At 68.3% G+C, this 18,845-nt stretch carries 20 protein-coding genes; 17 read left to right on the forward strand and 3 right to left on the reverse strand.

Annotated features, from left to right (window positions below; genetic code table 11):
• Position 1 precedes the first annotated feature (1 nt).
• The 12 genes from rplO to OHB13_RS22370 all read left to right on the forward strand — a co-directional run bounded on the left by rplO (position 2) and on the right by OHB13_RS22370 (position 9,088).
• Positions 2–457 (forward strand): 50S ribosomal protein L15, encoded by a 456-nt coding sequence (gene rplO, locus OHB13_RS22315; protein WP_266854252.1) that lies wholly within the window; start codon positions 2–4, stop codon positions 455–457.
• Positions 458–678: 221 nt separating this feature from the next.
• Positions 679–1,992, forward strand: coding sequence for a preprotein translocase subunit SecY (secY, locus tag OHB13_RS22320; RefSeq protein WP_266854250.1), 1,314 nt, complete (start codon positions 679–681; stop codon positions 1,990–1,992).
• Positions 1,992–2,648, forward strand: a complete 657-nt coding sequence (locus tag OHB13_RS22325; RefSeq protein ID WP_328378261.1) for an adenylate kinase — start codon at positions 1,992–1,994, stop codon at positions 2,646–2,648. Before secY ends, OHB13_RS22325 begins: the two co-directional genes overlap by 1 nt.
• Before the next feature lie 114 nt (positions 2,649–2,762).
• Positions 2,763–3,608: a type I methionyl aminopeptidase gene (gene map / locus OHB13_RS22330; protein WP_266860776.1), complete on the forward strand. Its 846-nt coding sequence runs from the start codon at positions 2,763–2,765 to the stop codon at positions 3,606–3,608.
• Between the two features lie 216 nt (positions 3,609–3,824).
• The gene (gene infA / locus OHB13_RS22335; protein ID WP_003956442.1) at positions 3,825–4,046 is read left to right on the forward strand and encodes a translation initiation factor IF-1; all 222 of its coding nucleotides are present in this window, start codon (positions 3,825–3,827) and stop codon (positions 4,044–4,046) included.
• Between the two features lie 62 nt (positions 4,047–4,108).
• The gene (gene rpmJ / locus OHB13_RS22340) at positions 4,109–4,222 is read left to right on the forward strand and encodes a 50S ribosomal protein L36 (RefSeq protein ID WP_003956441.1); all 114 of its coding nucleotides are present in this window, start codon (positions 4,109–4,111) and stop codon (positions 4,220–4,222) included.
• Positions 4,223–4,413: 191 nt separating this feature from the next.
• Positions 4,414–4,794: a 30S ribosomal protein S13 gene (gene rpsM / locus OHB13_RS22345; protein WP_164264459.1), complete on the forward strand. Its 381-nt coding sequence runs from the start codon at positions 4,414–4,416 to the stop codon at positions 4,792–4,794.
• 72 nt (positions 4,795–4,866) lie between these two features.
• A complete protein-coding gene (gene rpsK / locus OHB13_RS22350) occupies positions 4,867–5,271 on the forward strand; it encodes a 30S ribosomal protein S11 (protein ID WP_125496499.1) in 405 nt (134 codons plus the stop codon).
• A 233-nt stretch (positions 5,272–5,504) separates the two neighbouring features.
• A complete protein-coding gene (locus OHB13_RS22355; RefSeq protein ID WP_164264460.1) occupies positions 5,505–6,527 on the forward strand; it encodes a DNA-directed RNA polymerase subunit alpha in 1,023 nt (340 codons plus the stop codon).
• 125 nt (positions 6,528–6,652) lie between these two features.
• Positions 6,653–7,147: a 50S ribosomal protein L17 gene (rplQ, locus tag OHB13_RS22360; protein ID WP_164264461.1), complete on the forward strand. Its 495-nt coding sequence runs from the start codon at positions 6,653–6,655 to the stop codon at positions 7,145–7,147.
• A 150-nt stretch (positions 7,148–7,297) separates the two neighbouring features.
• Positions 7,298–8,152, forward strand: a complete 855-nt coding sequence (gene truA, locus OHB13_RS22365; RefSeq protein WP_266854245.1) for a tRNA pseudouridine(38-40) synthase TruA — start codon at positions 7,298–7,300, stop codon at positions 8,150–8,152.
• A gap of 114 nt (positions 8,153–8,266) precedes the next feature.
• Entirely contained in the window at positions 8,267–9,088 is an 822-nt protein-coding gene (locus OHB13_RS22370) for a polyprenol monophosphomannose synthase (protein ID WP_266854244.1), read from the forward strand.
• Positions 9,089–9,120: 32 nt separating this feature from the next.
• Here the strand turns inward: OHB13_RS22370 and OHB13_RS22375 are convergent, their stop codons facing one another.
• Entirely contained in the window at positions 9,121–10,023 is a 903-nt protein-coding gene (locus tag OHB13_RS22375; protein ID WP_328378262.1) for a hypothetical protein, read from the reverse strand.
• 109 nt (positions 10,024–10,132) lie between these two features.
• Between OHB13_RS22375 and OHB13_RS22380 the strand changes: the two genes are divergently transcribed.
• The 4 genes from OHB13_RS22380 to glmM all read left to right on the forward strand — a co-directional run bounded on the left by OHB13_RS22380 (position 10,133) and on the right by glmM (position 14,684).
• The gene (locus tag OHB13_RS22380) at positions 10,133–11,752 is read left to right on the forward strand and encodes an ABC-F family ATP-binding cassette domain-containing protein (RefSeq protein WP_328378263.1); all 1,620 of its coding nucleotides are present in this window, start codon (positions 10,133–10,135) and stop codon (positions 11,750–11,752) included.
• 365 nt (positions 11,753–12,117) lie between these two features.
• Positions 12,118–12,561, forward strand: coding sequence for a 50S ribosomal protein L13 (gene rplM, locus OHB13_RS22385; protein WP_250299329.1), 444 nt, complete (start codon positions 12,118–12,120; stop codon positions 12,559–12,561).
• Positions 12,562–12,605: 44 nt separating this feature from the next.
• Positions 12,606–13,142 carry a 30S ribosomal protein S9 gene (gene rpsI, locus OHB13_RS22390; RefSeq protein WP_371535952.1) on the forward strand — a complete coding sequence of 179 codons (537 nt, stop codon included), beginning with the start codon at positions 12,606–12,608 and terminating at the stop codon, positions 13,140–13,142.
• 183 nt (positions 13,143–13,325) lie between these two features.
• Positions 13,326–14,684: a phosphoglucosamine mutase gene (gene glmM / locus OHB13_RS22395; RefSeq protein ID WP_266854238.1), complete on the forward strand. Its 1,359-nt coding sequence runs from the start codon at positions 13,326–13,328 to the stop codon at positions 14,682–14,684.
• Between the two features lie 164 nt (positions 14,685–14,848).
• Here glmM and OHB13_RS22400 read toward each other — a convergent pair whose 3' ends face one another.
• Both OHB13_RS22400 and coaA read right to left on the reverse strand, forming a co-directional pair.
• Positions 14,849–15,799: a DUF389 domain-containing protein gene (locus tag OHB13_RS22400; protein WP_328378264.1), complete on the reverse strand. Its 951-nt coding sequence runs from the start codon at positions 15,797–15,799 to the stop codon at positions 14,849–14,851.
• 18 nt (positions 15,800–15,817) lie between these two features.
• A complete protein-coding gene (gene coaA, locus OHB13_RS22405; RefSeq protein ID WP_328378265.1) occupies positions 15,818–16,819 on the reverse strand; it encodes a type I pantothenate kinase in 1,002 nt (333 codons plus the stop codon).
• Between the two features lie 121 nt (positions 16,820–16,940).
• Between coaA and glmS the strand changes: the two genes are divergently transcribed.
• Positions 16,941–18,788, forward strand: coding sequence for a glutamine--fructose-6-phosphate transaminase (isomerizing) (gene glmS / locus OHB13_RS22410; protein ID WP_328378266.1), 1,848 nt, complete (start codon positions 16,941–16,943; stop codon positions 18,786–18,788).
• Positions 18,789–18,845: the final 57 nt, after the last annotated feature.

Genomic DNA, 18,845 nt, shown 5'->3' on the forward strand with positions numbered 1-18,845 from the left:
CATGGCGGAGAACAACCCGCTGAAGGTCCACAACCTCCGGCCCGCCCCGGGCGCCAAGACCGCCAAGACCCGTGTGGGTCGTGGTGAGGCGTCCAAGGGTAAGACCGCAGGTCGTGGTACCAAGGGCACGAAGGCCCGTTACCAGGTTCCGGAGCGCTTCGAGGGCGGGCAGATGCCCCTCCACATGCGCCTCCCGAAGCTGAAGGGCTTCAAGAACCCGTTCCGCACCGAGTTCCAGGTTGTCAACCTGGACAAGCTCGGCGAGCTCTACCCCGAGGGTGGAGAGGTCACGGTGGCCGGACTGGTCGCCAAGGGCGCGGTACGTAAGAACAGCCTCGTCAAGGTCCTGGGCCAGGGCGAGATCTCGGTGGCGCTGACGGTTTCGGTTGACGCCGTCTCCGGCTCCGCCAAGGAGAAGATTGCCGCCGCGGGCGGCACCGTCACCGAGCTCGTCTGAGACGACTCGATGACCTGAACACCCAACCGGGGATGCCTTTTTGAAAGGGCATCCCCGGTTGGTCGTTCCAAGGGGGGCAGGGTCGCCGGTATGGTGGCGCTGCACTGTCTGTACTCAGCGTGGTGTATCGGTACGGCTATTGACCGATACGCATACCGTCCATCGTCGAATTCTCAAGACCGTCACCTCTACGCAGACGCGCGGGGGTCGCAGGAGGCACCGTGCTCACCGCGTTCGCCCGAGCGTTCAAGACGCCCGACCTGCGCAAGAAGCTGCTGTTCACACTCGCCATCATCGTGATCTACCGGCTCGGAACGCACATCCCGATCCCCGGGGTCAGCTACACGAACGTCCAGCAGTGTCTTGACCAGACGAAGACCAACCAGGGTCTCTTCGGTCTGGTCAACATGTTCAGTGGTGGCGCACTGTTGCAGATCACCATCTTCGCGCTCGGCATCATGCCGTACATCACGGCGAGCATCATCCTTCAGCTGCTGACCGTGGTGATCCCGCGGCTGGAAGCGCTGAAGAAGGAAGGGCAGTCCGGTCAGGCGAAGGTCACGCAGTACACGCGTTATCTGACCGTGGCGCTCGCGGTCCTCCAGGGCACCGGTCTGGTGGCGACCGCCCGGACCGGCGCGCTCTTCGGCAGCTGCCCCGTGGCCAACCAGATCGTGCCCGACCAGTCGATCTTCACCACCGTCACCATGGTGGTCTGCATGGTCGCCGGCACCTGCATGGTCATGTGGCTCGGCGAGCTCGTCACCGACCGCGGCATCGGCAACGGAATGTCGATCCTGATGTTCGTCTCCATCGCGGCCGGTTTCCCCGGCGCGCTGTGGGCCGTCAAGCAGCAGGGCAAGCTGGCGGGCGGCTGGATCGAGTTCGGTGCGGTGATCCTGGTGGGTCTGGCCATGGTCGGCCTCGTCGTCTTCGTGGAGCAGGCCCAGCGCCGCATCCCCGTCCAGTACGCGAAGCGCATGATCGGCCGGAAGTCCTACGGTGGTACGTCCACCTACATCCCGCTCAAGGTGAACCAGGCCGGTGTGATTCCGGTCATCTTCGCTTCGTCGCTGCTCTACATCCCGGGCCTCATCGTGCAGTTCAGCGGTTCGACCGCCGGCTGGGCGACCTGGGTCAAGGACAACCTGGTCAAGGGCGATCACCCGGCCTACATCATCACGTACTTCCTGTTGATCGTGTTCTTCGCCTTCTTCTATGTGGCGATCTCGTTCAACCCCGAGGAAGTCGCCGACAACATGAAGAAGTATGGTGGCTTCATCCCGGGCATCCGGGCTGGCCGACCGACCGCTGAGTATCTGAGCTACGTACTCAACCGGATCACCTGGCCGGGGTCGCTGTATCTGGGTGTGATCGCTCTTGTCCCAACGATGGCGTTGGTTGGCTTCGGCGCGAACCAGAACTTCCCGTTCGGCGGGACGAGCATCCTGATCATCGTGGGTGTGGGTCTGGAGACCGTGAAGCAGATTGAGAGCCAGCTCCAGCAGCGTAATTACGAAGGGTTCCTCCGCTGATGCGTATCGTCCTCGTCGGACCGCCCGGGGCGGGCAAGGGAACGCAGGCCGCGTACCTTGCCAAGGACCTGGACATCCCGCACATCTCCACGGGCGACCTCTTCCGTGCCAATATCAGTCAGGGTACGGAGCTGGGCAAGCAGGCCAAGGCGCTGATGGACGCCGGTGAGCTGGTTCCGGACGAGGTCACCATCGGGATGGCGCAGGACCGGATGTCCCAGCCCGACGCCGAGGGCGGTTTCCTCCTCGACGGTTTCCCGCGCAACGTCGCCCAGGCCCAGGCACTCGACGAGTGGCTGAGCGCCGAGGGACAGAAGCTGGATGCGGTGCTGGACCTTGAGGTCCCCGAGGACGAGGTCGTGAAGCGGATCGCCGGCCGGCGTATCTGCCGCAACGACTCAAGTCATGTGTTCCACGTCGAGTACAGCCGCCCGAAGCACGAGGGCGTCTGCGACATCTGCGGCGGCGAGCTCTACCAGCGCGGTGACGACACCGAGGCGACGGTGCGCACCCGGCTGGAGGTCTACCACACGCAGACCGAGCCGATCATCGACCACTACAAGGCCCAGGGCCTGGTGTCGACGATCTCCGCGCTCGGCAAGGTCACCGAGGTGACCGAGCGGGCGATGGAGGCCCTGCAGGCCGACAAGGTCTGACAGGCAGTACGTGTACGCACGGCCGCGGTGTCCCCAGGACGCCGCGGCCGTACTGTTGAGCAGATAGATCATTGTTGAGCAGACAGATCCGGTTCGATGCGGAAGGCAATTTCGATGGTGGAGATCAAGACTCCCGAGCAGATCGCGAAGATGCGTGAGGCGGGACTGGTCGTCGCCGCGATCCACGCCGCGACCCGTGAGGCCGCGGTACCCGGGGCCACCACGAACGACCTGGACCAGGTCGCCCGCAAGGTGCTCGCCGACCACAACGCGAAGCCGAACTTCCTCGGCTACGGCGGTTTCCCCGCCACCATCTGTACCTCGGTGAACGAGGTCGTGGTCCACGGCATCCCGGACGAGAAGACCGTCCTCAAGGACGGCGACATCATCTCGATCGACTGCGGCGCGATCATCGACGGCTGGCACGGCGACGCCGCCTACACCGCGTTCGTCGGCACCGGGCACGCCCCGGAGCTGGTCGAGCTCTCCCGGGTGACCGAGGAGTCGATGTGGGCCGGGATCGCCGCGATGAAGAAGGGCGCCAGGCTCGCCGAGGTGTCGAAGGCGATCGAGGGCTACATCCGCCGCCAGCCCCGCCCGTCCTCCGGCAAGTACGGGATCATTGAGGACTACGGCGGCCACGGCATCGGTTCCGAGATGCACATGGACCCGCATCTGCTGAACTACGTCGACAAGCGCCGCCTCATCGGCCGGCACAACCCGAAGCTGGTTCCCGGCTTCTGCCTGGCGATCGAGCCGATGGTCTCGCTCGGCACGCCCCGCACCCAGGTGCTGGAGGACGACTGGACGGTCATCACGACCGACGGGACCTGGTCCTCGCACTGGGAGCACTCGATCGCGCTGACCGACGAGGGGCTGATCGTGCTGACGGCGCCGGACGGCGGCAAGGCGAAACTGGCGGAGCTCGGCGTGACGACGGCCCCCGACCCGCTCGGCTGACCGCGCGCCCGCGCACGCGGGCGCGTGTACGGCCGACTGTGCGGCCGAGTGGCTTAAGGATCTTGACAGCAGGGCAGTCTTCCCGGATTCGTCTTTATGGATGCCCTGACGTAGACTGACTCGTCGGCTCGCGTATACCCGTATGTCTTCATGCATGTCATGTCGACATGCGTGCTGTACGGAGTCGATCAAGGTAGCCGATTCGAAGGGCGAAGCGTGGCCAAGAAGCAAGGTGCCATCGAAATCGAGGGCACCGTGATCGAGTCCCTCCCGAACGCAATGTTCAAGGTGGAACTTCAGAACGGTCACAAGGTCCTAGCGCACATCAGCGGCAAGATGCGGATGCACTACATCCGTATCCTCCCGGATGACCGGGTCGTCGTGGAGCTGTCTCCGTACGACCTGACGCGTGGTCGGATCGTCTACCGCTACAAGTAGATCTTGCCCGCACCCCGCTTCACGGCGTGGTGGTGGCACCGACCCGGAGAACCTGACATCCCATGAAGGTCAAGCCGAGCGTCAAGAAGATCTGCGACAAGTGCAAGGTGATCCGCCGTCACGGTCGGGTCATGGTCATCTGCGACAACCTGCGCCACAAGCAGCGCCAGGGCTGACGCACGACCTGCACCTCGCAGTTCTTCGCGCGACGCACGTAAATACGTACATACGCAGGGCCCGCCCAGCTGACACAGCGGGCGACACCTCCGGCGGGGGCCGGGGACCCGGAATAGTGCCTGCACAACGCAGGCACTTTCGTCTGGGACAGGCTCTGCGGAAGACCCCCGATATCAACAGGAGCCATTGAATGGCACGCGTTTCAGGTGTTGACATCCCGCGCGAAAAGCGCGTGGAGGTTGCCCTCACCTACGTCTTCGGCATCGGGCGCACCCGGTCCAAGGAGGCCCTGGCCGCCACCGGTGTTGACCCCAACACCCGCGTTCGTGATCTGGCCGAAGAGGACCTGGTCAAGATCCGCGAGTACGTGGACGCCAACCTCCGCACCGAGGGTGACCTCCGCCGCGAGATCCAGGCCGACATCCGCCGCAAGGTCGAGATCGGCTGCTACCAGGGTCTGCGTCACCGTCGTGGGCTTCCGGTCCACGGCCAGCGCACCAGCACGAACGCTCGTACCCGCAAGGGCCCGCGTCGCGCGATCGCCGGTAAGAAGAAGCCGGGCAAGAAGTAGTCCTCAGCTAGGGACGCTGTTCAGCGGTCTTCGCTGTAGGACCGATCACCTCCACTCCACCGGGAGTAAGACATGCCTCCTAAGGGCCGTCAGGGTGCTACCAAGAAGGTGCGCCGCAAGGAAAAGAAGAACGTCGCTCACGGGCATGCCCACATCAAGAGCACGTTCAACAACACGATCGTCTCGATCACGGACCCCTCGGGCAACGTGATCTCCTGGGCCTCCGCCGGCCACGTCGGCTTCAAGGGCTCGCGCAAGTCCACCCCCTTCGCCGCGCAGATGGCCGCCGAGTCGGCCGCCCGTCGCGCGCAGGAGCACGGCATGCGCAAGGTCGACGTCTTCGTCAAGGGTCCCGGCTCCGGCCGTGAGACCGCGATCCGCTCCCTCCAGGCCACCGGCCTTGAGGTCGGCTCGATCCAGGACGTCACCCCCACCCCGCACAACGGCTGCCGCCCCCCGAAGCGGCGTCGCGTCTGACGCTCCGGCGTCGGACTGTTCCACAGGGTTATGCGGGCGGTACGGCCTCTTTTCGGCGTACCGCCCGTACCCTTGTAGGACTCGTACTCTTGTAGTACGTGTGCGGCACGCGATTCCTGTGCCTGTGCACCGGCAGAACCGCACAGCAGCAGCACCGCACCACAGCAGCACCGCACGACAGCAAGACCTTGGGGGCGTCAAATAGTGGGCGCCCACGACTGAAGGATCACCACATGCTTATCGCTCAGCGTCCGTCGCTGACCGAAGAGGTCGTCGACGAGTACCGCTCGCGGTTCGTGATCGAGCCGCTGGAGCCGGGCTTCGGCTACACCCTCGGCAACTCGCTCCGCCGCACGCTCCTCTCCTCGATCCCCGGCGCCGCTGTCACCAGCATCCGCGTCGACGGTGTCCTGCACGAGTTCACCACCGTGCCGGGCGTCAAGGAGGACGTGACCGACCTCATCCTCAACATCAAGCAGCTGGTCGTCTCCTCGGAGCACGACGAGCCGGTCGTGATGTACCTGCGTAAGCAGGGCCCCGGCCTGGTCACCGCTGCTGACATCGCCCCGCCGGCCGGTGTCGAGGTGCACAACCCCGACCTGGTCCTCGCCACGCTGAACGGCAAGGGCAAGCTGGAGATGGAGCTGACCGTCGAGCGCGGCCGCGGCTACGTCTCCGCCGTGCAGAACAAGCAGCTGGGCCAGGAGATCGGCCGCATCCCGGTCGACTCCATCTACTCCCCGGTGCTGAAGGTCACGTACAAGGTCGAGGCGACCCGTGTCGAGCAGCGCACCGACTTCGACAAGCTGATCGTCGACGTCGAGACCAAGCAGGCCATGCGTCCCCGTGACGCCATGGCGTCGGCCGGTAAGACCCTGGTCGAGCTGTTCGGTCTGGCCCGCGAGCTCAACATCGACGCCGAGGGCATCGACATGGGCCCGTCGCCGACGGACGCCGCGCTCGCCGCCGATCTGGCGCTGCCGATCGAGGAGCTTGAGCTCACCGTCCGTTCGTACAACTGCCTCAAGCGCGAGGGCATCCACTCCGTGGGTGAGCTCGTGGCGCGGTCCGAGGCCGACCTGCTCGACATCCGCAACTTCGGTGCGAAGTCGATCGACGAGGTCAAGGCGAAGCTGGCCGGCATGGGCCTCGCGCTCAAGGACAGCCCGCCCGGATTCGACCCGACCGCCGCCGCCGACGCCTTCGGTGCGGACGACGACGCGGACGCCGGTTTCGTGGAGACCGAGCAGTACTGATACGCCTCCGGCCGGGACCCCGGGAATGTCCGGGGTCCCGGCCGTGGACTTCCGGCGGGCAGCAGCCCGCCGGTTACTGACACCGGTACCTGATACGGCCGGTGCAGATCACAAGGAGAAACACCATGCCGAAGCCTGCCAAGGGTGCCCGTCTGGGCGGCGGCGCCGCGCACGAGCGTCTGCTTCTCGCGAACCTCGCGAAGTCGCTGTTCGAGCACGGCCGCATCACCACGACCGAGGCCAAGGCTCGCCGCCTGCGTCCGGTCGCGGAGCGTTTCATCACCAAGGCGAAGAAGGGCGACATCCACAACCGTCGCCTCGTGCTGAAGTCGATCACGGACAAGGGCGTCGTCCACACGCTCTTCACCGAGATCGCCCCCCGGTACGAGAACCGCCCCGGTGGCTACACCCGCATCACCAAGATCGGCAACCGTCGTGGCGACAACGCCCCGATGGCGGTCATCGAGCTGGTCGAGGCGCTGACCGTGGCCCAGGAGGCCACCGGTGAGGCCGAGGCCGCGACCAAGCGTGCCGCCAAGGACGCTGCCCCGAAGACCGAGGCCCCGGCCGAGGTCGTCGAGGACGCGAAGCCGGTCGAGGCGGAGTCCAAGGACGCCTGACCCTTTTGAGGGCAGCGTTCTGAGGACAACGTTCTGAAGACAGCTGAACGGGCTCGTATCTCCCTCCGGGGCGGTGCGGGTCCGTTCTTCTTTGTGTGGTGGGTGAATCGTGCGGTGCGGTGGGGCGCGTGAGGCTGAGAGGATGCGCTGGTGAGTGATGAGGTGGAGCCCGGTTCGGTACGGGTGCGGCTGGACCTTGCGTACGACGGCAGGGACTTCTCCGGCTGGGCGAAGCAGAACGAACGGCGCACGGTGCAGGGCGAGTTGGAGTCGGCCATCCGTACCGTGACCCGCTCGGCCACGACGTACGACCTGACGGTCGCCGGACGCACCGACGCCGGGGTGCACGCCCGTGGCCAGGTCGCGCAGGTCGACCTCCCCCGTGAGGTGTGGGAGGAGCACCGGGAGATGCTGCTGCGGCGGCTGTCCGGGCGGCTTCCCCAGGACGTACGGGTGTGGCGGGTGGCCGAGGCACCGCCGGGCTTCAACGCCCGGTTCTCGGCGATCTGGCGCCGGTACGCCTACCGCGTGAGCGACCGGCCCGGCGGGGTCGATCCGCTGCTGCGCGGGCACGTCCTCTGGCACGACCGGGAGCTGGACCTCCCGGCGATGAACGCCGCTTCGCAGGCCCTCATCGGGGAGCACGACTTCGCCGCGTACTGCAAGAAGCGCGAGGGCGCGACCACGATCCGCACCCTCCAGCAGCTGATCTGGGAGCGCGGCACCGACGGGATCGTCACCGGAACCGTGCGGGCCGACGCCTTCTGCCACAACATGGTCCGCTCGCTGGTGGGTGCGCTGCTCTCCGTCGGCGACGGGCACCGGCCGGTGGAGTGGCCGGGGAAGGTGCTCGCCGTCGCGGTGCGCGATTCCTCGGTGCGCGTGGTGCGCCCACATGGGCTGACGCTGGAGGAAGTGGGCTACCCCGCCGACGAGTTGCTCGCGGCCAGGAGCCGCGAGGCACGTAATATGCGGACCCTGCCGGGGGCCGCCGGCTGCTGCTGAGGCCGAGTCCGAGGCCGAGTCCGAAGGGCCGGATCCGAGGCCGGCCGGGGGGCGATCGCCGCCGCGGCCCGGTGGCCCGCAGGGAAGCGCACATCGCCGACGTACGGAGATCCCATGCCTCAGCCCTCCACGACCGGGCAGCTCCCCCAGGAGTGGGGTGCACTGCCGCTGACCGTGGTGATGCCGACGTACAACGAGGCCGCCAGCCTGCCGCGCACCGCCGAGGCCGTGCTGGCCCTGCCGCTGCCCGGCCTCCAGCTGAAGGTGGTGGACGACGCCAGCCCCGACGGCACCGGCCGGCTGGCCGACGAGCTGGCCGCCGAGTACAACGCGGCCCGGAACGGCACAGTGGGCGCCGTCGGGGCCCGGCCGCGGATGACCGTGCTGCACCGCACGGAGAAGGACGGCCTGGGGCGCGCCTACGCCGCCGGGATGCTGGCCGCGCTCGACGAGGGCGCCGACTACGTCGTACAGATGGACGCCGACGGCAGCCACCCCGCGCACGTCGTGCCGCAGCTGCTGGGGACCGCGCTGGCGACCGACGCCGGGTTCGTCGTCGGCAGCCGGTACGTCGACGGCGGCTCGCTGGACGAGGACTGGGGCCTGCACCGGAAGCTGCTGTCGCGCTTCGCCAACCAGTACGCGCGCACCATCCTGGACACCCGGATCCGCGACATCACCGCGGGCTTCAACCTGTGGCGCGCGCAGACGCTGCGCGCGGTGGACCTGACGACGCTGGGCAGCGCCGGATACAGCTTCCAGGTGGAGCTGAAGTTCCTGGCCGTACGCCGCGGCTACAGCGGTGTGGAGATCCCGATTCGCTTCGAGGAGCGCACCGAAGGCGTGTCGAAGATGGACCTGGCGACGCAGATCGAGTCCGCGCTGCTGCCCCTGCGGCTGCGGCTGCGCCACCGGGGCGGCAGCGGCCGCAGCTGAGCCGGGCAGGGACAGAAGCGGGCGGGGCGGCCTCAGCTCGCCGGAGCGGTGGCAGCCGCCGACGCCTGGGCCTGGCCGCGCGCCACGATCTGGCGGAAGGTGAACTCCGCCACGTCGTCGCCCGCAGTGAAGACGTCGGCGTCGGACTGTGTGACGTTCTTGCCGCTGGTGAAACCGCCGACCGTGAAGTAGGCATAGCGGCCATAGGCGTTGGCGGTCCTGCGGCAGACCGAGCCGTTGCGGCAGAAGGTGGGGACGCCCGCGCCGTTGAGCGAGGCGACGCCTCCGGCCGACTGCTTCATCGCCTTCTGGGCCTGCGCCTCGGTGTCGAAGACGGCGACACCGATGGTGACCGCGATGCCTCCCTTGCTGAACGTCGCCCGGATGACCTGCCCGCAGCCGTTGTTGACCAGCACTGACCCGAGCGCACCCTGGGTGACGGACGAGCAGGCCGTGGTGCGGTGGGTGGCGGCCTTCTTGTACGTGTGGTCGCCCACCGCGATCGTCGCGCCGGGGAAGAGGGTGGCGGCGCTGAGCGGGGCCGTGTCCTTCTTCGAGCTGGAGATGAAGTCCTTGGGGTCGGGCGGTGGCGCCGGGGCCTTCGGCGTGAAGGACGGCAGGGCCTCACTGCTCTTGCTCGGCAGCGCCTCGGGGGAGGGGAGGTTCTTGCCGGCCGTGTCGGATCCGCTGCCCGCCGCCACGACCACGGCCGCGACGAGAGCCCCCACCACGGCGGTGGCCAGTACCCCGCCGCCGATCAGCAGCAGCTTCTTGCGTTTGCCGCGTGCGGCGCTCTCGTCGGCCAGCGCCGCCCAGTCGGGCGTCCCGCCGGGCGTCTGCCCGCCCGGGGCCTGCCACCGGCCGTCCCCGCCGTTGGCGTTGTTCCGCTGTGAATCCCCCGGCCCCCAGGAGGGCCCCCCTTGCCCGAAGCTCATGGCGCGCATACTAATCCGGCTTCGCCGGGCCCGAGCCCCCAGGGGCGCCGGAATGGGGCGCCGGAATCCGGTTGCCTCCCGGGGGTGCGTGTGGGCGACAATCCGGTGCATGGGACATCTTGAAGCGGGTCATCTTGAGTACTACTTGCCGGACGGGCGGGTGCTGCTCGGTGATGCCTCGTTCCGGGTGGGTGACGGCGCGGTCGTGGCCCTGGTCGGTGCCAACGGCGCCGGCAAGACCACCCTGCTGCGGCTGATCGCGGGGGAGATCCAGCCGCACGGCGGGACGGTCTCGGTGAGCGGCGGCCTCGGAGTGATGCGGCAGTTCGTCGGCTCGGTCCGTGACGACCGTACGGTCCGGGACCTGCTCGTCTCGGTCGCACAGCCGCGCATCCGCGAAGCGGCCCGGGCGGTGGACGCCGCCGAGCACCTGATCATGACCGTGGACGACGAGGCCGCGCAGATGACGTACGCGCAGGCCCTGAGCGACTGGGCCGAGGTGCAGGGGTACGAGGCCGAGACCGTCTGGGACATGTGCACCATGGCCGCGCTCGGCGTCCCCTACGACAAGGCGCAGTTCCGCGAGGTGCGGACGCTCTCCGGGGGCGAGCAGAAGCGGCTGGTCCTGGAGGCGCTGCTGCGGGGGCCCGACGAGGTGCTGCTCCTCGACGAGCCGGACAACTACCTGGACGTGCCGGGCAAGCGCTGGCTGGAGGAGCGGCTGAAGGAGACCCGCAAGACGGTGCTCTTCGTCTCGCACGACAGGGAGCTGCTGTCGAGGGCCGCCGAGAAGATCGTGAGTGTGGAGCCCGGTCCGGCCGGCTCGGACGTCTGGGTGCACGGCGGCGGGTTCGACACGTACCACGCGGCCCGCAAGGAGCGCTTCGCGAGGTTCGAGGAGCTCAAGCGGCGCTGGGACGAGGAGCACGCCCGGCTGAAGGCGCTGGTGCTGCGGCTGCGCAACCAGGCGGCGAGCAGCCCCGACATGGCATCGCGCTACCGGGCCATGCAGACGCGCTTCCAGAAGTTCGAGGAGGCCGGGCCGCCGCCCGAGCCGCCGCGCGAGCAGGAGATCAGCATGCGGCTGCGCGGAGGCCGCACCGGCGTACGGGCCGTGACCTGCGAGAACCTTGAGCTGACCGGCCTGATGAAGCCCTTCTCGCTGGAGATCTTCTACGGCGAGCGGGTCGCGGTGCTCGGCTCCAACGGGTCGGGCAAGTCCCACTTCCTGCGGCTGCTGGCCGGCGGAGACGTCGCCCACACCGGCCAGTGGAAGACCGGCGCCCGTGTCGTGCCCGGCCACTTCGCCCAGACCCACGCGCACCCGGAGCTGCTGGGCCGCACGCTCGTCGACATCCTGTGGACGGAGCACGCGAAGGACCGGGGGGCGGCCATGGGCGTGCTGCGCCGGTACGAGATGGAGCGCCAGGGCGACCAGCTCTTCGACCGGCTCTCGGGCGGCCAGCAGGCGCGCTTCCAGATCCTGCTCCTGGAGCTGGCGGGCACCACCGCGCTGCTCCTGGACGAGCCGACGGACAACCTGGACCTGGAGTCGGCCGAGGCGCTCCAGGAGGGTCTGGAGGCGTACGAGGGCACGGTGGTCGCGGTCACCCACGACCGCTGGTTCGCGAAGTCCTTCGACCGGTATCTGGTCTTCGGCTCGGACGGCGTCGTACGGGAGACGGCCGAGCCGGTGTGGGACGAGCGGCGCGTGGAGCGGGTGCGGTAGGCGAGGCGGACGGTGCGGTGGGCGTGACGGGCGGGACAGGTGTGACGGGTGCGGTTGGCATGACAGGCGTGACGGGTGCGGCGGCCGGGGCAGCCGGTCCGGTGGCTGTACCGTCGTCCGGGCCCGTGATCCCGGGCCCGGACCAGCTGTTTTGACCCATCCGGGGCGGCGCGGGTAGTCTCGGCTTTTGTTATACGTATTGGCTTCGTCGTTCTCACGCGAAGGGCCCTTACGTAGGTTCCCTGGAGCAGTTACCAGTGGCTCGCATACGGGCAGCGTCCCCGGCATTGTGAGCCCCAGCTGCAGATCGCTTCAGGGGTGCCGTGTGTCTGGACCCCATCCACTGAAGAAGCGAAGGCTACGAAGTGCGTACGTACAGCCCCAAGCCCGGCGATGTCACTCGCCAGTGGCACATCATCGACGCGCAGGACATCGTCCTGGGCCGTCTGGCGACGACCGCCGCCACCCTCCTGCGGGGCAAGCACAAGGCGATCTACGCCCCGCACATGGACATGGGTGACTTCGTCATCATCATCAACGCCGAGAAGGTTCACCTCTCCGGCAACAAGAAGACCCAGAAGATGGCGTACCGCCACTCCGGTTACCCGGGTGGCCTGCGTTCCGTCCGCTACGACGAGCTGCTTGAGAAGAGCCCCGAGAAGGCCATCGAGAAGGCCATCAAGGGCATGATTCCCAAGAACACCCTGGGCCGTCAGGTGCTCTCGAAGCTGAAGATCTACGCGGGAGACCAGCACCCGCACGCTGCCCAGCAGCCTGTCCCGTTCGAGATCACCCAGGTCGCGCAGTAGTTCCGGCCACCCCCTAAGACGTAAAGAAAGATCTGAGGAGAATCGTGGCCGAGACCACTGCAGAGACCCCCACCGACGACGTGGCGGGCACCGAGGGCGAAGAGACCTTCGCCGAGGTGACCACCTTCGAGTCCGAGGTTCCGGTCGAGGGCGAGTACACCAGCGAGTCGCTCGCGGGCCGCTTCGGCGACCCGCAGCCGGCGGCCGGCCTGGGCCGCCGCAAGAACGCCATTGCCCGCGTCCGGATCGTTCCGGGCACCGGCAAGTGGAAGATCAACGGTCGTACCCTTGAGGACTACTTCCCCAACAAGGTGCACCAGCAGGAAGTCAACGAGCCCTTCAAGGTGCTCGAACTCGACAACCGCTACGACGTCATCGCCCGCATCTCGGGTGGCGGCGTGTCCGGTCAGGCCGGCGCCCTGCGCCTCGGCGTGGCCCGCTCGCTGAACGAGGCGGACGTGGACAACAACCGCGCCACGCTGAAGAAGGCCGGCTTCCTCTCCCGCGACGACCGTGCGGTCGAGCGCAAGAAGGCCGGTCTCAAGAAGGCCCGTAAGGCCCCGCAGTACAGCAAGCGCTAATCACGGCTTGCAGGGCTGCATGCACGACCCTGTTTGTACGTTCGCCCCGGCGGCACCTTCTGTGCTGCCGGGGCGTTCGTTTATCAGGTCCTCCGGCGTATAACGGCACAAGACGTTCACAACGCTCAGAGACCTGGGTATTGGGTATTCGGAATTTCTCGGAGCATCTTTCGGAGGACAACAGTGGGACGACTCTTCGGCACGGACGGTGTGCGCGGTGTCGCCAACGTGGACCTGACGGCGGAGCTCGCGCTCGGTCTCTCGGTCGCCGCGGCGCACGTACTCGCGGAAGCGGGCACATTCGAGGGCCATCGGCCGAAAGCGGTGGTCGGGCGCGATCCGCGTGCGTCCGGAGAGTTCCTGGAGGCCGCCGTCGTCGCGGGCCTCGCGAGCGCGGGCGTGGACGTCCTGCGCGTCGGTGTGCTGCCCACCCCGGCGGTGGCGTATCTCACCGGTGCGCTGGGCGCCGACTTCGGCGTGATGCTCTCCGCCAGCCACAACGCCATGCCGGACAACGGCATCAAGTTCTTCGCGCGCGGCGGCCACAAGCTCGCCGACGAGCTGGAGGACCGCGTCGAGACGGTCTACGACCAGCACCGCACCGGCGAGCCGTGGGAGCGCCCGACGGGCGCGGGCGTGGGCCGGGTCCGTACGTACGACCAGGGCTTCGACCAGTACGTCGCCCATCTCATCGGCGTCCTGCCCAACCGGCTCGACGGCCTCAAGGTCGTCCTCGACGAGGCGCACGGCGCGGCGTCCCGCGTCTCGCCCGAGGCGTTCACCCGGGCCGGGGCCGAGGTCGTCACCCTGGGCGCCGAGCCCGACGGGCTGAACATCAACGACGGCTGCGGCTCGACCCATCTGGCGCTGATCAAGGCCGCCGTGGTCGAACACGGCGCCGACTTCGGTATCGCGCACGACGGCGACGCCGACCGCTGCCTCGCCGTGGACGCGTCGGGCGAGGAGGTCGACGGCGACCAGATCCTCGCCGTCCTGGCCCTCGCCATGCGCGAGGCGGGCACGCTGCGCGGAAACACCGTGGTGGGCACCGTGATGTCCAACCTCGGGTTCAAGATGGCCATGGAGCGCGAGGGCATCGAGCTGGTCCAGACGGCGGTCGGTGACCGCTATGTCCTGGAGTCGATGAAGGAACACGGCTACGCGCTGGGCGGCGAGCAGTCCGGCCATGTCATCGTCCTGGACCACGCGACGACCGGCGACGGCACCCTCACCGGACTGATGCTGGCCGCCCGGGTCGCTGCCACCGGCCGGACGCTGGCCGAGCTGGCGGGTGTGATGGTGCGGCTGCCGCAGGTCCTGGTCAACGTGCCGGACGTGGACAGGTCGCGGGTCGCCACATCGGCCGAGCTGAGGGCTGCGGTGACCGAGGCCGAGCGTGAACTGGGCTCGACCGGCCGCGTACTGCTGCGCCCCTCGGGCACGGAGCCGCTGGTGCGGGTCATGGTCGAGGCTGCGGACATCGACCAGGCGAAGACGGTGGCGGCCCGGCTGGCCGACGTGGTGAAGTCCGCGCTGGGGTAGCGGCCGCCGCCGGGTCAGAGGCTGTTGCGTGATGCGTGATGCGTGATGCGTGGTGCGTGCGGCGTCCGGGGTGACGCCGTACGCACACCGCGGGGCGTCGGCGTCAGGGCAAGGTAGCCAGGGCCGGCCGGCCGTTTCAGTCAGCGCGTTCCGTGCAGTGCGCTTCAGTGCGCTCCAGCGTGCTCCAGTGCGCGGCGGCGGCGTACCGACAGCAGTGCCTTCTGCACCAGCAGGGTCAGCGTGCCCGCGAGCACGATCCCGCCCAGGTTCGCAAGCAGTTGGCTGACCGAACCCCAAGTCTGGCTGTAGTCGCCGTAGTTGAACGCCACCGCCGCATTGGCCGCAGCCGGTACGGTCGTCACGGAGATGGCCACACCGATCAGCGCCCCGGACTTCGCCGAAGTGAGCGAGAGCGTCCCCGCGATGCCCGCGAGGAACGCCACCACGAACGACATCCAGTCCGGCTGCCAGATGAACGCCGTGTTGGGCCGGGCCGCTTCGACCATGTGCATGGTGAAGAGCCCGAAGGTGTTCATCAGCCAGGCGAATCCTGCCGTCAGCACCATCGCGATGGCGAACCCTCCGGTCAGCGCCCACAGCGACCGCCCCACCAGGCGCGGAGCCCGCTGCACCAGCGCCGTCGAGATCCCCGCCAGCGGCCCGAAATCGGGTCCCACCGCCATCGCGCCCACGATCAGGATCGCGTTGTCGAGCATCACACCGCAGGCGGCCAGCATCGTCGCGACGGCCATGAACGCCACATAGGTGACGCTGAACGTGGACTCCTCGTCGGTCGCCCGTGTCAGCTCCTCCCACAGCACCGCGTCCGAGCCCTCACCGGGCGCGTCGGCCTCCGCCTTGTCGGCGTACGCGGAGAGTGTCAGATCCGTGTTCTCGACGGCGATCGAACCGGACCGGTCGATGCCGAGCCCGCGCAGCGCACCGATCAGATCGTCGCCCGCCTCGCGCGCCACATCGCACATCACCACATCGCCCTGCGGATCGCGGGCCGCGCCGGGCATCACCACCAGGTGCGTGGTGCCCACGGTGTGGCCTATGAGGTGCAGGACCTCGTCCGTACGGTCGGCGGGCACGATCAGGCGCAGATGCAGCACGCGGGCACTCCAGGAAGGTCAGACTTTGCGCAGCGAGAGACGCTGGACCTTGTGGTCCGGTCCCTTGCGCACGACGAGGGTGGCACGGCTGCGCGTCGGTGCCACATTCTCCACCAGGTTCGGCTTGTTGATGGTCCGCCACATGGTGCGTGCGTACTCCAGCGCCTCGTCCTCGGAGACCTGGGTGTACTTCCTGAAGTACGAGGACGGGTCCTGGAACGCGGTCGCGCGCAGCTTCCTGAACCTGTTGAGGTACCAGCTCTCGATGTCATCGGCGCGCGCGTCCACGTACACGGAGAAGTCGAAGTAGTCGGCGAGACCGATCCGGGTGCGGCCGTCGCTGCCGGGGAGCGCGGGCTGCAGCACGTTCAGCCCCTCCACGATCAGGATGTCCGGGCGGCGCACGGTCAGCCGCTCGCCCGGCACGATGTCGTAGATCAGGTGCGAGTAGACGGGCGCGGTGACCTCGTCCCTGCCGGACTTCACGTCCGCGACGAACCGGGTGAGGGCACGGCGGTCGTACGACTCGGGGAACCCCTTGCGGCCCGTGAGCCCGCGCCGCTTCAACTCCTCCATCGGGTACAGGAACCCGTCGGTGGTGACCAGCTCGACGCGCGGGTGCTCGGGCCAGCGGGCGAGCAGCGCCTTCAGGAGCCGGGCGACGGTGGACTTGCCCACCGCGACGCTCCCGGCGACCCCTATGACGAAGGGGGTGCCGTGCTGGGTGCCGTGGCCGTTGCCCGCGTCGCCCAGGAAGGTGTTGAGTGCTCCGCGCAGTCCGTCCGAGGCCTGGACGTAGAGGTTGAGCAGCCGGGACAGCGGGAGGTAGATGTCGCGTACCTCGTCGAGGTCTATGACGTCCCCGAGTCCGCGGAGCCGTTCGACCTCCTCGGCGGTGAGCGGCAGCGGCGTCTTCTCCCGCAGTGCGCTCCACTCGGTACGGGTGAGGTCGACGTAGGGAGTCGCCTCCGGCCTGGGCCGGTGGGCGCTCCGCGGCGGCGGGGAGACCGGAGAGATCACCTGTTCATTGTGGCGGCTGTGTGGCCCGGGTGGCGGGTGGGGTGCGTCACTAGGGGGCGGCGGCGTCCCGGAGGGCCGACCGCTGCGGACTCTGCGGGCGGCTCCGCCGTAGGCTGCCGGGATGTGCGGAATCGTGGGGTACGTCGGCGGGCAGTCGGCGCTTGATGTTGTCATCGCGGGTCTCAAGAGGCTGGAGTACCGGGGCTACGACTCGGCCGGCGTGGCGGTGCTCGCCGACGGCGGGCTGGCGGCCGCGAAGAAGGCCGGGAAGCTCGCCAATCTGGAGAAGGAGCTGGTCGAGAGGCCTTTGCCGGCCGGAGCGACGGGGATCGGGCACACCCGCTGGGCCACGCACGGGGCGCCCAACGACGAGAACGCGCACCCGCATCTGGACAACGCGGGCCGGGTGGCTGTCGTCCACAACGGGATCATCGAGAACTTCGCCGCCCTGCGTGAGGAACTGGCCGGACGCGGGCACGACTTGGCGTCCGAGACCGACACGGAGGTCACGGCGCATCTGCTGGCCGAGGCGTACTCCTCGTGCGGGGACCTGGCGGAGGCGATGCGGCAGGTGTGCCGAAGGCTGGACGGGGCGTTCACGCTGGTCGCGGTGCACGCCGACGAACCGGACGTGGTGGTCGGCGCGCGGCGGAACTCACCGCTGGTGGTGGGCGTTGGAGAGGGTGAGTCCTTCCTCGCGTCGGACGTGGCCGCGTTCATCGCCCACACGCGGTCCGCGATCGAGCTGGGGCAGGACCAGGTGGTGGAGCTCCGCCGGGACGGCGTGCTCGTCACCGACTTCGACGGGGCACCGGCCGACGTCCGTTCGTACCACGTCGACTGGGACGCATCGGCGGCAGAAAAGGGGGGCTATGACTACTTCATGCTCAAGGAGATCGCCGAGCAGCCGAAGGCTGTCGCCGACACTCTGCTGGGGCGTATCGATACCGGCGGGCTGCTGACGCTCGACGAGGTACGGATTCCCGCCGCGGTGCTGCGCGAGGTCAACAAGGTCGTGATCGTGGCCTGCGGGACCGCTTTCCACGCGGGGATGATCGCCAAGTACGCCATCGAGCACTGGACCAGGATTCCCTGCGAGACCGAGCTCGCCAGCGAGTTCCGCTACCGGGACCCGATCCTCGACCAGCAGACGCTGGTGATCGCCATCTCGCAGTCCGGCGAGACCATGGACACCCTGATGGCGCTGCGCCATGCCCGCGAGCAGGGCGCGAAAGTGCTGGCCATCTGCAACACCAACGGTTCGACCATTCCGCGGGAATCGGACGCCGTGCTCTATACGCACGCAGGACCCGAGGTGGCCGTCGCGTCGACCAAGGCCTTTCTGACGCAGCTGGTGGCCTGCTACCTCGTCGCGCTCTATCTGGGGCAGGTGCGCGGGACGAAGTGGGCGGACGAGATCCGGGCCGTCATCCGGGAACTGTCCGAGATCTCCTGCCAGGTCGAGCGGGTGCTGGAAACCATGGAGCCGGTACGGGAGTTGGCGCGGTCGCTGGCCGGCAAGGACACCGTGCTGTTCCTCGGCAGGCATGTCGGGTATCCGGTCGCGCTGGAAGGTGCGCTCAAGCTGAAGGAACTCGCCTATATGCACGCGGAGGGATTCGCGGCGGGTGAGCTCAAGCACGGTCCCATCGCGCTGATCGAGGAGGATCTGCCGGTGGTCGTCGTCGTGCCCTCGCCGCGCGGGCGGTCAGTGCTGCACGGGAAGATGGTGTCGAACATCCAGGAGATCCGGGCACGCGGTGCGCGGACCATCGTCATCGCGGAGGAGGGCGACGAGGCGGTCGTACCGTACGCCGACCACCTGATCCGCATCCCGGCCACGCCCACCCTGCTGCAGCCCCTGGTCGCGGCCGTTCCGCTCCAGGTGTTCGCCTGCGAACTGGCGACCGCGCGGGGCAACGAGGTCGACCAGCCGCGCAACCTCGCGAAGTCGGTGACGGTGGAGTGATGGTCGTGGGAGCGGGGTCCGGCCGGGCGCACAGGCGTTTCGGGCAGCGGGGGGTGG

The organism is Streptomyces sp. NBC_00440, assembly GCF_036014215.1.
Lineage (GTDB): Bacteria > Actinomycetota > Actinomycetes > Streptomycetales > Streptomycetaceae > Streptomyces.

Bases quoted from the DNA above. Each gene is read 5' to 3' on its own strand.
- rplO (WP_266854252.1), top strand. From the start codon at position 2: ATGGCGGAGAACAACCCGCTGAAGGTCCACAACCTCCGGCCCGCCCCG.
- rplQ (WP_164264461.1), top strand. From the start codon at position 6,653: ATGCCGAAGCCTGCCAAGGGTGCCCGTCTGGGCGGCGGCGCCGCGCAC.
- OHB13_RS22380 (WP_328378263.1), top strand. From the start codon at position 10,133: ATGGGACATCTTGAAGCGGGTCATCTTGAGTACTACTTGCCGGACGGG.
- glmS (WP_328378266.1), top strand. From the start codon at position 16,941: ATGTGCGGAATCGTGGGGTACGTCGGCGGGCAGTCGGCGCTTGATGTT.
- rpsK (WP_125496499.1), top strand. From the start codon at position 4,867: ATGCCTCCTAAGGGCCGTCAGGGTGCTACCAAGAAGGTGCGCCGCAAG.
- OHB13_RS22325 (WP_328378261.1), top strand. From the start codon at position 1,992: ATGCGTATCGTCCTCGTCGGACCGCCCGGGGCGGGCAAGGGAACGCAG.
- rpsM (WP_164264459.1), top strand. From the start codon at position 4,414: ATGGCACGCGTTTCAGGTGTTGACATCCCGCGCGAAAAGCGCGTGGAG.
- OHB13_RS22370 (WP_266854244.1), top strand. From the start codon at position 8,267: ATGCCTCAGCCCTCCACGACCGGGCAGCTCCCCCAGGAGTGGGGTGCA.
- map (WP_266860776.1), top strand. From the start codon at position 2,763: ATGGTGGAGATCAAGACTCCCGAGCAGATCGCGAAGATGCGTGAGGCG.
- rpmJ (WP_003956441.1), top strand. From the start codon at position 4,109: ATGAAGGTCAAGCCGAGCGTCAAGAAGATCTGCGACAAGTGCAAGGTG.
- OHB13_RS22355 (WP_164264460.1), top strand. From the start codon at position 5,505: ATGCTTATCGCTCAGCGTCCGTCGCTGACCGAAGAGGTCGTCGACGAG.
- OHB13_RS22375 (WP_328378262.1), bottom strand. From the start codon at position 10,023: ATGAGCTTCGGGCAAGGGGGGCCCTCCTGGGGGCCGGGGGATTCACAG.